Annotated in this window: 10 protein-coding genes; 2 read left to right on the forward strand and 8 right to left on the reverse strand. The window is 45.4% G+C overall.

Features of this window, described 5'->3' with window-relative positions; all coding sequences use genetic code 11:
• Positions 1-577: 577 nt before the first annotated feature.
• Together trpS and KGF65_RS15420 are read right to left on the reverse strand one after the other, a co-directional pair.
• Entirely contained in the window at positions 578-1,594 is a 1,017-nt protein-coding gene (gene trpS, locus KGF65_RS15415) for a tryptophan--tRNA ligase (protein ID WP_050337758.1), read from the reverse strand.
• Positions 1,595-2,007: 413 nt separating this feature from the next.
• Complete coding sequence (locus KGF65_RS15420; protein ID WP_216748151.1) at positions 2,008-2,784, reverse strand: carbon-nitrogen family hydrolase; 777 nt, start codon at positions 2,782-2,784, stop codon at positions 2,008-2,010.
• A 225-nt stretch (positions 2,785-3,009) separates the two neighbouring features.
• Here KGF65_RS15420 and helD point away from each other — a divergent pair, with 225 nt between their 5' ends.
• Positions 3,010-5,319 (forward strand): RNA polymerase recycling motor HelD, encoded by a 2,310-nt coding sequence (gene helD / locus KGF65_RS15425; protein WP_050337760.1) that lies wholly within the window; start codon positions 3,010-3,012, stop codon positions 5,317-5,319.
• Between the two features lie 256 nt (positions 5,320-5,575).
• On the opposite strand, the gene KGF65_RS15430 is transcribed toward helD, so the two are convergent.
• The 3 genes from KGF65_RS15430 to KGF65_RS15440 all read right to left on the reverse strand — a co-directional run bounded on the left by KGF65_RS15430 (position 5,576) and on the right by KGF65_RS15440 (position 7,312).
• Entirely contained in the window at positions 5,576-5,869 is a 294-nt protein-coding gene (locus tag KGF65_RS15430) for a HigA family addiction module antitoxin (protein WP_003637617.1), read from the reverse strand.
• A 13-nt stretch (positions 5,870-5,882) separates the two neighbouring features.
• Positions 5,883-6,173, reverse strand: coding sequence for a type II toxin-antitoxin system RelE/ParE family toxin (locus KGF65_RS15435; protein WP_050337761.1), 291 nt, complete (start codon positions 6,171-6,173; stop codon positions 5,883-5,885).
• A 470-nt stretch (positions 6,174-6,643) separates the two neighbouring features.
• Positions 6,644-7,312: a CPBP family intramembrane glutamic endopeptidase gene (locus KGF65_RS15440; protein ID WP_101872765.1), complete on the reverse strand. Its 669-nt coding sequence runs from the start codon at positions 7,310-7,312 to the stop codon at positions 6,644-6,646.
• 846 nt (positions 7,313-8,158) lie between these two features.
• Here KGF65_RS15440 and KGF65_RS15445 point away from each other — a divergent pair.
• The gene (locus KGF65_RS15445) at positions 8,159-8,806 is read left to right on the forward strand and encodes a CPBP family intramembrane glutamic endopeptidase (protein ID WP_253954380.1); all 648 of its coding nucleotides are present in this window, start codon (positions 8,159-8,161) and stop codon (positions 8,804-8,806) included.
• A gap of 305 nt (positions 8,807-9,111) precedes the next feature.
• Here the strand turns inward: KGF65_RS15445 and KGF65_RS15450 are convergent, their stop codons facing one another.
• From KGF65_RS15450 to KGF65_RS15460, 3 genes are all read right to left on the reverse strand, one after another.
• Complete coding sequence (locus tag KGF65_RS15450; protein WP_101872763.1) at positions 9,112-10,332, reverse strand: acetyl-CoA carboxylase biotin carboxylase subunit family protein; 1,221 nt, start codon at positions 10,330-10,332, stop codon at positions 9,112-9,114.
• 4 nt (positions 10,333-10,336) lie between these two features.
• Positions 10,337-11,488 (reverse strand): acetyl-CoA carboxylase biotin carboxylase subunit family protein, encoded by a 1,152-nt coding sequence (locus KGF65_RS15455; protein ID WP_101872762.1) that lies wholly within the window; start codon positions 11,486-11,488, stop codon positions 10,337-10,339.
• A 391-nt stretch (positions 11,489-11,879) separates the two neighbouring features.
• A complete protein-coding gene (locus KGF65_RS15460; protein WP_003637613.1) occupies positions 11,880-13,046 on the reverse strand; it encodes an MFS transporter in 1,167 nt (388 codons plus the stop codon).
• Between the last annotated feature and the right edge of the window lie 342 nt (positions 13,047-13,388).

Genomic DNA, 13,388 nt, shown 5'->3' on the forward strand with positions numbered 1-13,388 from the left:
GCATTTAATTACTGAGAGATTATTGAATATGATTCACTAAATTCAACGAACGCTAATCTTGAATTTAGTCGATAAAATTACCCTCGCTTAGTATTCAAGACTTTACCAACTCAGAAAACTAGAGAAAGTTCTGAGAAATTCCGTGAAGTTGCTGATTCGAAATGAGTAAGGAAGTTTGGCGATTGTTAGAACCCAGTCTGGCTCGAACATGTTTCGGCAATATCGCGGGCAACGTGAAAGACCAATATTTAAGACGCGGGTTGTCGGCTTAAATCTGTGTCCACCATTAAGCTTAGTATGTTTCCGGCCATTGCACAGAATGCCTGGAAGCCGGAGTAGGATGAGCCTATCGCTACATGTTTACGCTAACTCGCACTGTTTCCAGCGTTCACAGCTGGCTGCTTTTGAACTTAATAATTAGCACGTCTTCATTCCCTTAGCGCTGAATAGCAACGCGCACAAAGCGTATCGCAGAGACGTAACCCCCAAGAATTCACCCCAACTTCCCGCACGCAAAAAAAGCGCCACCGACCAGTAAAAAGCCAGTCAGTGGCGCCTCATCTATCAAAATAAGTGGTTAATCGAAATAGTTAATGCCAATGGCAGCTTGCATTTCACGCCACGTTTGGTCTGCGACCACGTTGGCTTTGGCAGTGCCATCTTTCAAAATCTGTAAGACTTGCGCTGGGTCGGCTTCATAAATGGCGCGGCGTTCCCGAATTGGCCGGAGTACGCCATCAAGCACGTCCATCAGGTAACGTTTGATTTTAACATCCCCAAGGCCACCGTGTTGGTATTGGGCCTTTAAGTCAGCGACCTTCGCCTTGTCTTCATCGAAAATATCGAGGTAAGTGAAGACGACGTTGCCTTCGACCTTACCGGGATCTTCAATATGGATGTGGTCTGGGTCGGTGTACATCGACATCACTTTCTGCTTCAACGTATCCGCGTCGTCAGAGAGGTAGATGGCGTTACCGAGTGATTTACTCATCTTGGCATTGCCATCGAGCCCTGGGATACGACCCAAGCCCTTTGGTGGGAAGTAGCCTTCAGGTTCGACCAGCGTGTCCGTTTGATAAGTTTTGTTGAAACTCCGAACGATTTCACGAGTTTGTTCCAACATCGGTTCTTGGTCATCGCCAACTGGAACCGTCGTGGCCTTAAACGCCGTAATATCGGCGGCTTGGCTGACTGGATAGACGAAGAAGCCGGCTGGAACACTTTCGCCAAACGCCTTCTGCTTGATTTCCGTCTTAACGGTTGGATTACGGTTCAACCGCGCAACGGTGACCAAGTTCAGGTATTGGTTCATCATATCCGTCAACGCTGGGATTTGGGATTGGACCAGAATCGTTGACTTGTCTGGATCAATACCGACTGCCAGATAATCCATTGCGACTTGTAACAAACTCTTGCGAATCTTTTCAGGGTCATGCGCGTTATCCGTTAATGCCTGGTTATCCGCAATCATAATGTATGATTCGTAGTCGCCAGAGTTCTGTAAGGCGACCCGGTTACGCAATGAGCCGACATAGTGTCCAATATGTAGCTTACCGGTTGGCCGGTCCCCCGTTAAAATTACTTTTTTTGTCATGTTCGTTCTTCCTTTCTATTGGCACGAAAAAAGCGCCCAAATTAACTCGTTATTCGTTAATTAGGACGCATCACCGTGGTACCACCTAAATTGCAGAGACTAGTCTCTACCACTCATTGACCGATAAGGGCGGCGGCCCCGGCGTTCACCGAATCTCCAAAAAGCCATTTCATTAGTCCCTTCTAGCTCTCAGCCTCAACTAGATCTCTGTCATTGGACGCCTTACTGTTCTTTTCTTCAACGATTAATTAAGTCTAGTGTACTGGTTCTACTGAACCGTGTCAAAAATAATTCAAACGGAATCCCGACAAGCTGGGGCGACTTGAGAACTTGTAAAAAAGCACGCCACTTACAATTCGCAAGAACAGCCTAGCAAAACGCGCCTTGTCACTAATCATCATTGCGACTGCCGGTTAGTAAAGTTCCGGTCGGCGGTCTTCGAAGACGGGAATCTGGCCGCGAACGCGTTCGACTTGGGCCAAGTCCAAGGTCGCCGTAATCAACTGCGGATGGGCGCCACCAATCGCTAACAAATCCCCTAGCGGATCGATGACTAATGATTGCCCGCCAAACTGATTGTCTGGATCACTGCCGACCCGATTGACGGCAACGACAAACGCTTGGTTCTCAATCGACCGCGCTTGGAGCAATAGCCGCCACTGCATCTGGCGTTGCGTTGGCCACTCGGCACTCACAAAAATCACCCGGGGGCCTTGCGCTGCTTGCTTGCGTAACCATTCTGGAAACCGGATATCGTAACAGATGACACCCATCGCCGCGACATCGTCCAATTCAAAAACATTTTCGGTCGCGCCAGCGGTAATATAGCGGTCTTCCGCCATTAAGCCAAACCGGTGGACCTTGTCATACTGACTCACGAGTTGACCGTGCCGATCGATGACCAGCATTTCATTATAATAATGATCGTCGCGTGCGACTGCGACCGAGCCGCCAACAATGTTGACGCGAAATTGGCGGGCCAACTTACTGAGTAATTGTCGCGTCCGCTGACCATCGTCATCCGCCACAACGTTTAGCCGCGTTAACGCATACCCCGTATTCCACATTTCTGGTAGCACGATCACATCTACCGTTTGTTCCGCTGCCCGTTGAATCGCGACTTCGACCTGCTGGTAATTCGCATCTGGATCGCCGAATTGAATATCAAGTTGTGCTAGTGCGACACGCATTTGCTCCACCTACTTTTATTAGAATGATTAAAAACATATTAGAATAAATGGGAATACATTGCAAGTTTCGCGTCAGTAATCGTTCGGCCGCCGAACAAGTTCTAACACCGTGCATCCAACCGCAATTATTATGGTCTTTTGCAGGCGCTTTGATTGACATGCCTGCCAAACCCGCCTAGAATTGTTCAAGCGATTTAATGGATTTTAAGACGGGAGGCCCTCGACGTGGCAACATCAGATCAAGAACAACAACACGAGCAACAGCGGGTTGATCGAGTTATCGAGCAAGTTAAGGAACGGGCAAAACAGACCGACCACTTGTTGGAAAAGGCCCATCACGAAACTGATGTCATTCAGAAAAACTATGGTGATAATAATTCCGTCAACACGTTTGAAGTCGATGACCGTATCGAAACGAACGCGGAACTGCAACAACAAAAGCAAATGGTCGAACGAGCAGTCGAATCTGAAGCTATCTTGAAGCGGCAAGTCGGCGTGCTCAAGGACCTCAGTAATTCACCCTACTTCGGTCGGATCGATATTCAAGACAGCCCCGATGAGGACGCGGAACGCTTATATATCGGGACCGCCTCGTTTGTTGATGCTGAACAGAACTTCCTGGTCTACGACTGGCGTGCCCCGATTTCATCCGTCTACTACAACGGGACGCTCGGGCAGGTTCAGTATCAGACACCAGCCGGACAACAAACGACCGAACTGGTCAAAAAGCGCCAATTTCAAATCAATCACGGCGAAATCAAAAACATGTTCGATACCAACGAGACTGTCGGCGATGAAATCTTGCAGGCGGTCTTGGGTGAACAAAATGATGCGTATATGCAAAACATCGTCGCAACCATCCAGAAAGAACAAAATGATATTATTCGCGACACGACCAGCGACTTACTAGTGGTCCAAGGTGTCGCGGGCTCAGGGAAGACCTCGGCAATTCTGCAGCGCATCGCTTTTCTACTCTACCATTCCCGGGCGTCACTGGAAGCTGACCAGATGGTGCTTTTCTCACCGAACCGCTTATTCAGTCACTATATCTCTGAAGTGTTGCCTAGTCTCGGGGAGCGCAACATGCGGCAAGTGACCCTCGCGGAATTTCTCAGCGCCCGTTTTCAAGGCCTGACTGTCGAGAGCCTCTTCGAACGCTACGAAAGTGACCGGCAAAATACGCAATTGACGCCGGCCATTCGGGACTTCCAGGAAAGTGCCGACTTCATGCGCCAAGTCGATGACTACTGTCACCAGTTACCTGCCGACCAATTGCGCTTCACGAACATCGTCTTCAACGGCGAGGTGTTCTTCGCCAAAGAAGTGATTACCAAAATCGCGGCAGCTCTTCCTAAAGCGATGCAACCGGCTGACCGCTTCCTCGCCATCAAGAATACGCTGATCAAACGGTTAAAACACCGCATCGATGACGAGGCTCAAGCCGACTGGGTCAACGAGATTATCGACCAATTAAGCGACGAAGCCTATCACGACTTGCTGGGCAACAAGCGCCGCGGGGATTTCCAATCGCTCGACGATGAAGTCTTTTATATTGGTAAACAAATCGTGACCAAGCGGCTCCGGCAAGTATACGACGCCATCTATAACGGCTATTTCTTAGACACTTATGAACAATATAATGATTTCTTAGCCCAAGTCGACCGGCCTAATGACATTCCCGCCGCACAGTGGGAGCAACGCATCAAGGCTTACCAAGCTGCCGTGGAATACCACCGCATTGCACTGGTCGACTGTGCGCCGCTGTTATTACTGCGCGACGTTTTAACCGGTAGTGGTCAGAATCGGCGGATGCAGTACATCTTCGTCGATGAAATGCAAGATTATTCATTGGCTCAGTTGCTCTACATCAAGCACGCCTTTCCACTGGCTAAGTTCACCCTGTTAGGTGACAGTGAACAAGCCCTATTCAAAGGTATCGAGTTGCCGCAACAATTGCTAGAACGACTCAAGGCGGCATTTAACGTGCGCCGAGCAAACTTGATTACCTTGAATAAAAGCTACCGTTCGACTGAACAGATTACGAACTTTGCCAAAGCGCTATTGCCCGACGGTGACCAGATCCAGGCGTTTACGCGTAAGGGCGACTTGCCAAAAGTCATGATTCGCTATGGTGAAGACGCAGCGCTTAGCAGTCTGCGTAGCGAAGTTGACCATCAACTTCAAACGACGCATACAGTCGCTGTCCTCACTAAGGACCTCGCGGAAAGTAAGCAAGTCTACCAATATCTGAAGCATCATACGGTGACGACGCTAATGACCGATAGCGACCGCACTATGCCGCAGGGGGTCATCGTCATGCCAATCTACCTCGCGAAGGGGCTAGAATTTGACGCGGTCGTTGCTTACGATGTCTCCGCGGCTAATTACCCGGATGCTAATTCAATCGGGATTCTCTACACGATTGCGTCCCGCGCAATGCATCATTTGACGCTACTCAGCATCGGGGACGTCTCACCGCTGATTGCACAGTTGGACCCGACGCTATTTACCATTGAACATCAAGTACGCGTGTAACTTAGTAAAATCATGATACTCAAAAATGACATTTAACCGGCCCACTTGGCTGTGTTAAATGTCATTTTTTTACGTCTGACGACTATTGATTAGGTCACTGTGGATAGCGGGGACTCAGTTATACATGCTTGTCCACCTGTGTATAACTAATAGGGCTGTGTTTTATCCACAAGTGGGTATCTTAAGTGCAGCCGTATCCGGCAATTAGATAGTGCGCTGCGTCTATGACTGGTACTAGCGGCGGTCGCGGGTCGGATTAACTAACTTGATATGGTTTGATTTGCGCATAGGCTGCACTATGGCGTTGCTTTAGCTTACGTATTTCAATGTCATTTTGAATCGCTAGAAAATACTGGTCTGATACCCCGAAGAACCGGCCTAATCGCAATGAGGTATCTGCAGTAATTTGTCGACGGTCATGTAACAAATCTTGGATTCGTGAAGTAGGCACTCCAATCTGCTTGGCCAAAAAATACGCAGAAATCTGCAACGGCGCCATAAATTCTTCTTCGAGGATTTCACTAATCTTAGGTGTTGGCATCTCAGTCATAGCTTTTAATCTCCTATCCACGATGGTAATCTACAATCTCAACATCATAAAACTCATTGCCATTCTGAATCGTAAAGCAAATTCGATATTGGTTATTAATTCGAATACTGTACTGTCCCAGCCGATCTTGTGATAGCTTCTCTAAATGATTTGCGGGTGGCATTCTCAAATCATTAATCGTTTCAGCATGGTCAATCATTAGCAACTTACGTAGTGCCACGCGTTGCACGGTTGGTGGTAACGTTTTAGCAAATTCTTGTTGAAAAACCTTTTGAGTCACTTTATTCGCGAAAGTTTTAATCAATGAATTGATTGCTCACTTAATCTTATTTTAGGACAGATTATACACGTATTGCGTATACATCTCAATTATAGTGTCGCGATTTCAATTACACCTTATTCGCGACTAATAAATATCGACAAATAGAAGGAGCCCATCAGCCACTATCCAGCCACAAGTTCTGATTATCCCCATTGACCTGAACTTTTCACCTTACCCAACGAATTATCCCCACTCAATGTTAATAACTACGCTGCCGTGAACCGATTGCCCGTCTCAACATCCGCCGAAACCAGCTATTGAATAAATATGCACTGTATTTACGCTCAACGAATAACTCACAGCCGCGATTACATTGTTAACTAACCCAATCCCGCCAAGTTATCCCTTGTGGATAAATATTTTTTTGCTATTTTATCCACATCTTAACCGATGACTGCAAACACTGACTGGCAATAATCGATTTATCAAAATCCAGTTATTTCAGCTACCAACTATATCGCCACCAGATTGATAAGTGTGACCAGCCAATTAATCGTCATATGACTCAGTATGGGCACGCTCAAATTTTTAGTTTTGATCAATAACCACGAGCAACCGCATCCTACGACAAACATCCCCAATGTACTTCCCAGCTGATAGCCATGCCCCAAAGCAAATAATATATTCGTCAGTATGATAGCCAGAACGCCAGGTAATGCTTCACGCAAAACACTTTGAATCACACCTCGAAATAACAGTTCTTCAAGTACTGGACTCACGATATTGCTAGAGACTAGCGTTAGGATCCCCAGTGGGCTACGGATCAACTGAACAATTTCATAGTTTTCTGACTCAGGTTGTTTCGAAAAGACCACGGCAATGACCATTTCAAGCAATACGAGGATGATTGCAACCACAATTGCTTTTACAGCCATCGATACTGTTATTTTTTTAACGCTCATATCCTCAAAATTGACTTTTTTATAAATTATGAGGAGCACAATTCCCACAACTACGGTTAAGCCTATCAGGGCACCCCAATGTTGCCACACCTGAACGTCGCTCTGAGTCTCTCCCCACCAAGGCCAATAGCCATCTGCCAAAACAGGGACTTGAACTAACATAAAGAGCAATATCCCGATGAAGGCCTTCTTAATCCATCTTCCCGTCTTGATTAACATTCAACATTCTCCTTGCATCCTAAAACAGGCGTACCACATCGCGCCCATTCTTACGAACTATCCCAACCACTTTGACCCTATAAATTCCATCAGCACATCCATAGTCATCTGCACAACGTCAGAGTTCAAAGCATCCTCGACCTAGGAATCGGCCAACATCACTGTCATCTCATTCCCCAAGTGTGGCTAATGGCTGAAACTTTATCGATTATAGATAAAATTGTAACTCACCTGTCACTGTTTCTAACAAAAAAATAGTAACGTAGCATTATGCCAGTTAATCGTCATATCGGCGCTACCACCAATACATCTTCCTAACGATAAGATGTATAAGTCATAAAAAGTGAGGTTAACAACTGCTCCCCTAGTTATGTGCAAGCAGGAGCGGTCAATATGCTAAGTAACGTGTTTTGTCAGGTTATACGCCCATTTTTCAAGCCACCCCCTGTTACCCCCTGGCAAACAGTTAAAAGTCCAATTGATCATTTTGACGTGGCAATATCGTATTCAGCCCTAGTATGGTCAGGTTTCAGTTGTGACGTAACACAGCGATTTGCGTTTAAACCTTGAAATCGTGTCATTTTATGACGAAGTGCGCCCTGCATTCACGTTAACCGGACATTTGTTTACTTTTATAAGTTTTTCAACCAGCTGATTTAAAATTGAAATATAATGGTTTTGTTTCAACTATTAGCATTTAAGGAGGATGAAAATTCAGCTATGCCATTCATCAAAGTCGCAATCACAGTCGCTTGCTATCTAATCACGCTTTTCTTAATGCCTCCTTTGACGACTGTCTTTGGCATGCATGCTGGTCCAGTCCAGGTGATCGTTACGGAGTCGCTGATGTTACTCGCAGTACTCATCCTGAATCGGTTGTATATCAAACAGCACATTCGCTTATTGCCCACCAACACCATGTCAGAATTAAGAAAAAACGGGGTGCCTTTAGGGCTAACGATAATCGTTCTGCTTATTTTCTTTCGGAATCATCTGAATCAATTTTTAATTTCATTACTGCTTTCATTGATTGTCGCGATAACTGAAGAATACACGTTTCGCGGCATAATATTTACGACGCTTCTATCGCGATGCCTTAAACAGTTCACCACCATACGCGCCACCATCGCTGCAATGATTGCTGCGGCTCTTATCTTTGCCGCAATGCACTTGACCAACCTGTTATCCCAACCCGTGTGGTCAGTATTCTGCCAGGTGCTCTACGTGATTGGGCTAGGTCTGTTACTTGCCGCAATCTATTTAATAACTGGCAACTTACTGGGCGCGATTGGTGTCCATTGGTTGATTGATTTCTCTAGTTTCTATTCTCAAGGCGTTAATTCAGTCCCAAGCGTCATCAACGGGCCCGTAGAAGCACTGCTAAAGGGCCTCTTTTTAGATGCGCTATTTATTGGCATTGCCACGTTTATCTTAATCTCTAAGCGCTGGAAACTATTGCACCTCTTGGACAACGAAAACAAAATTGGGCGATGATTGTGATTATTCAGGCCTCACTGAAAAAGCAATCGTCATTAAAAACTGTGCCGCTAAATGAGAACAGCTTGCGATCGAGACATGCTAGTCCACGAATCGTGATGCTTAGACAAAATCAACCTTGCCAAGAAAAGCCACTTTTTTCAGTTAAATTGAGCAGGCCATCCAAAAACGGCTTCATCGCCAATAAAGACGATGAAGCCGCTTAAACATCGGATTATTTTAATCATGACTTGCCTAGGTCTGACGCATCCTGCCCAAGCTTTCCGGAGTACTCATCGGCTCCTGCAGCATATACCAAACAGCTACTGATACGCCAAATTATGCTGCATCCAATTATCGACCGCTGCCAGTTTCTCGCTCACTTCATCGACACTGCTACCGTGCACATCGAAAAATGCGGTTGCAAAGACCGAGGAATTCGGAACACCATACACCGTACCCGCTTGAGTGTAAATCTCGTAGTCATCGACATACTCGAACGGAACTTGCTTGGGCGCCGCCACTACTGTTCCTTGGCGTGGCGCCGTCAGCACAAAACCCACATATTTATCATTATGCATCTGGCCTTCACGCAAATCACTTAACTCATCGCGTTCGATTTGATGTACCAACAGTTCTTTGTAGAGATTAATATGACTATTATGCTCAATCAACGGCACAATTCTGCCGCCCCCAGCCCGACAGGCAATTTCACAGAGAACGAGTTGCCCCGCTGAATTTTCAAATACTTCAATATGGAAGATTGCGTCTTTTTCCACTGGCATCACGTCCAGCGTTGCATTAGCAAATGCTAGTATTCGACTTGATTCGCTCGTGCGATACGGTAAAAAAGCAGACGCTGTGGACACCCCGTGCTGAAAGGCCAAGCAGTCGGTCAGGTATCTTCCCGTCGAAATATATCGGACTTGATGATCAACTCGTAAGACATCAATATGGTACATCTTCCCGTCAACAAAGGATTCAATCATTTGCGGCTCTCCAGAATGATGGGCCACCGCTGCCATCACTTCAGCGACATTGTGAACAACGCTCGTATCTGCAGAACCACCGCCTGAAACGGGTTTAATGACAAACGGATACTGGTTTTCATGCGCCTCAATAAAACAGAGCGCATCCAGTAAATCGTCAATCGCCTGAAAGTCAGTCACTGGAATGCCATGTTCACGCAGGTAACTTTTCATTTTGACCTTATCACGATACAAAATCGCGTTTTCAATGCGCTGACCAGGCACCTTGAATAACTTTCTCAACCTAGCCGCAATTAGCACATCTCTTTCTCTAAACGAAATAATCTTCTGAATCCGATTATGGTCGTTAATGCGTCGAATCTGTCCGACTAGCGCTGCTTCCGCATACCAATCATCTACATAAGTCAGGGTTACGTTGGCGGCAAAATTGGCGGCCGCATATTCCGCCCGTTTCTTACTGGTCGTCACCACATCATAGTGATTATCGTCTGCGGTTAACCATTCATCAAGTCTTAAGGTCGCTATCGATAGGTTCGCTAAAATAACAATTTCCATACCATCACCCGATTTCTACAATGACTTGCTTGAGCCGATGCAATAAATTCATTTTTAGCCGATCTGGGTCAGTATCTGTGCCCATCATTTGAAGAATTCGATTCTGATTATCAATGTCGTCCACAGTATCACCGACCTGCTTTCGAATTATTGTCTTAAAAGAGTCATCATTCGGAACGTCCAGCCGCGTAATCACGCCACGTTTGGTCGGGAAAACTGACATAATTGAACTGTAGCTGCCATTCCAATCAGGAAGGTGACTCACGGATTTGTTCTCGGCAATCAAATCTCCCCAACAAGCGACAACGTCACAGTGATAGACGTTGTTCATCAAGACGCCCATCATGCCACCACCCATTCTGATGTGCGTTTCGACTAGTTCAATATGGTCGTCTTTAGTCACAATAATTTCAGTGTGACCAACCCCTGACTTGATTCCTAACGCATCATTTATTTGCGTCATGTACGCGGCAATTCGTTGCGTCTCATCAGCCGTTAAGCGCGCGGGAATAATGTGCCCGACTTCATTCATATTTGAATCTTTGATCTTTTCCGTCACGTTCAAGACGTGATGTTGGCCTAAGTTTGAAAAAGTTTCAACACTGTATTCTGTGCCATCAATAAACGTCTCCATGACATAATCTGATAAATCTTCAATATCTAGATTCTTCAAATCCTGTAATGAGTTAATCTTTCGCACGCCATGGCCGCCAATACCATGATCAGGCTTGAGAATAAACGGATAATTAAAGGCGCTGATTAGACTCAAAATCTGTTGTTTAGAATGAACTGATTGGCTTTTACAGTGACTTAACCCGACTTCATCTAGCCGATTGCGAACACGATGCTTATCATTCAAGAAACGAATATCATCCTCCGTAAAACCCGCAATGGCATAGGTATCGGCAATCTTGGCGGCCAACTGCTGATAACTTTCCGAGAACGAATAGACAAAGTCAAAGCTAAAATCGCCGAGGTTCAACTTTTCAATCTCATCGAAATCAGCTAGATCATCCACAATAAAAACATGCCGGTATTGCTTAGCAGCTAAGGTCTCAGCATGTGCCTTCGTACAGATAATACTGACGTCAACGTACGGCGCTAGTGACCGATGCGTGTAGTCGGCGCCTTGGATAACTAAAACTTGTTTTCTCATTATATCAACCTCCTCACTTCAGCAAATAGTTTTAACGTGTTCCAACCCGTCGCTTGGTTTTGCGACCGTCATCAATTCCGTTATGTCGTGTCCATCTTTTTAATTCAGTATCGAATCGCTTCATGACTCATTTTCAGAACATCAATGTTGACTTTGACAAATTATTTATGTAATTGAAACCCAATCGATTTTATATTTCCGACTTTCTGCCACCCACCACAGATTTACCTCAACAAAGTACGGCATCAATCGCGCGATACCACCATATGCGCCACCAGCACCTTTCACGCCACCACTAGCTGGCTCTATCACCTTTGCTCAATATCGGGGCTACTGCGGGAACAGCCGACAGTCCAATTCTCACCTCATTCAGCCTGACACCAATTTGGAATCATCGTCTACTGATTAACACGAACCAAATCGCATTAATGACGGTGATGCCAGCACTAATGATTGCCAGCGCTTCGATGGCATGTTGGTCGATAATCAATCCGAAAAGCGTGCTCCCGATTGGAACTGCGATACTCGCACAGATAAAAATCATTGAAAAAAAATAACCAATGAGTTCGTTTCTCACATTTATTTGGATGTAGCTTTGCAAGCCGACATTATACCTGGCATAGAAGAAGCCGAGTATGAACGAAGTCAACATGAACGCCTCTTTTGTTAGAAAGATGCCAGTAACACCCACGCTGAGCCCACCAACGATTAGCCCCCAACGCTCCCGCGATATTTGCTCATCAATATGGATATATCGAATCGAGAGCAACCCTAAAATTGCCGCAGCGGATTCAATGCTCACGATTAGGCCATATAAAGAATGATCATGAAAATTGTTAATCGCGATCGTTGGAATAATTAGCGTGTATCCCGACAAAAAGATATTCGAGAAAAATCCAGCGATGATCAAGTAGGCTAGTAAGGGCGCTTTGAGCATATAGACGAAAGCCGATTTATAAGTCACCCCGTTCCCATCTGATAATGATTCAGACTCACACCAGATGCCACGGATAAATAAAAATGAAATAAAAAACGAGATACCATTCAAGGTAATCGTCCCAATTAGTGATAGCCAGTGATTGGTGTAAAGAAACGTGGTTAGCATCGGCATGACCACCTTGATTGTTTCTGTCCCCGTACTTATCACAGCGTTAAACCCGATGATTCTATCCTTCGATACGGCGATACCAATCAATCTTTTCAGTGACGGCCCGGTCATCGCGACGTTCATATTCAAGGTAAAGACTAATGCCAACAATATCGGCAGTCGATAATTAGTGGTCAGCAGCAACACATCGGCAATTAAGCAAAAGATTGCCGACAGCCCATCCGCGTACCTGATGGCCTTAATGAAATAAAGCTTTTTGGAAATCGTGGCCCCTAGAAACGAAAATAGCAGCGATGAAACACCGGCAATACTTAAGACGTGCGACAACACCCGTGCCGATCCAAATGTGTCAATCACCCACACATTAATAAACACGTTGAAAATACTGGTACCGACTAGCGACGAAAATTTTGAAGTTGCTAGTTGTAGCTCTACGCGTTCTCTTTCCACAGCACCACCCCCTTTCCCTTTTGCATCCAAGGCAGACATTGCTGATCTCTAGAATCAGTAGCGCTCATCAAAATGAACACTAAACACAAACCAGTTAATCTGAAATGTGGCGCCCGCCTTTACATCCACTACCTACCCCATCCCGTTCTTGCACGACTAACACTGTAACTTGGATCGTAAGTAGCTTTTAGATGTTATTAACATTAAAACTAGATTATAAAGTTGTCAATATATTTTAATCTAATCGTCCGATTAAGATAACTAATCAAACTAAAAATCAACCGTCTTGAATCGCTGATACTGCTTGTTTCCAAGTGTTCTATATATTAAATAGCAATTATA

This window comes from Lactiplantibacillus sp. 30.2.29 (assembly GCF_018991255.1).
In the GTDB taxonomy this organism is placed as follows: Bacteria; Bacillota; Bacilli; order Lactobacillales; family Lactobacillaceae; genus Lactiplantibacillus; species Lactiplantibacillus pentosus.

What these genes read in the sequence shown, in the direction of transcription:
- trpS (WP_050337758.1), bottom strand. Translation starts at nt 1,594, where the DNA reads ATGACAAAAAAAGTAATTTTAACGGGGGACCGGCCAACCGGTAAGCTA.
- KGF65_RS15420 (WP_216748151.1), bottom strand. Translation starts at nt 2,784, where the DNA reads ATGCGTGTCGCACTAGCACAACTTGATATTCAATTCGGCGATCCAGAT.
- KGF65_RS15430 (WP_003637617.1), bottom strand. Translation starts at nt 5,869, where the DNA reads ATGACTGAGATGCCAACACCTAAGATTAGTGAAATCCTCGAAGAAGAA.
- KGF65_RS15440 (WP_101872765.1), bottom strand. Translation starts at nt 7,312, where the DNA reads ATGTTAATCAAGACGGGAAGATGGATTAAGAAGGCCTTCATCGGGATA.
- KGF65_RS15445 (WP_253954380.1), top strand. Translation starts at nt 8,159, where the DNA reads ATGTTACTCGCAGTACTCATCCTGAATCGGTTGTATATCAAACAGCAC.
- KGF65_RS15450 (WP_101872763.1), bottom strand. Translation starts at nt 10,332, where the DNA reads ATGGAAATTGTTATTTTAGCGAACCTATCGATAGCGACCTTAAGACTT.
- KGF65_RS15455 (WP_101872762.1), bottom strand. Translation starts at nt 11,488, where the DNA reads ATGAGAAAACAAGTTTTAGTTATCCAAGGCGCCGACTACACGCATCGG.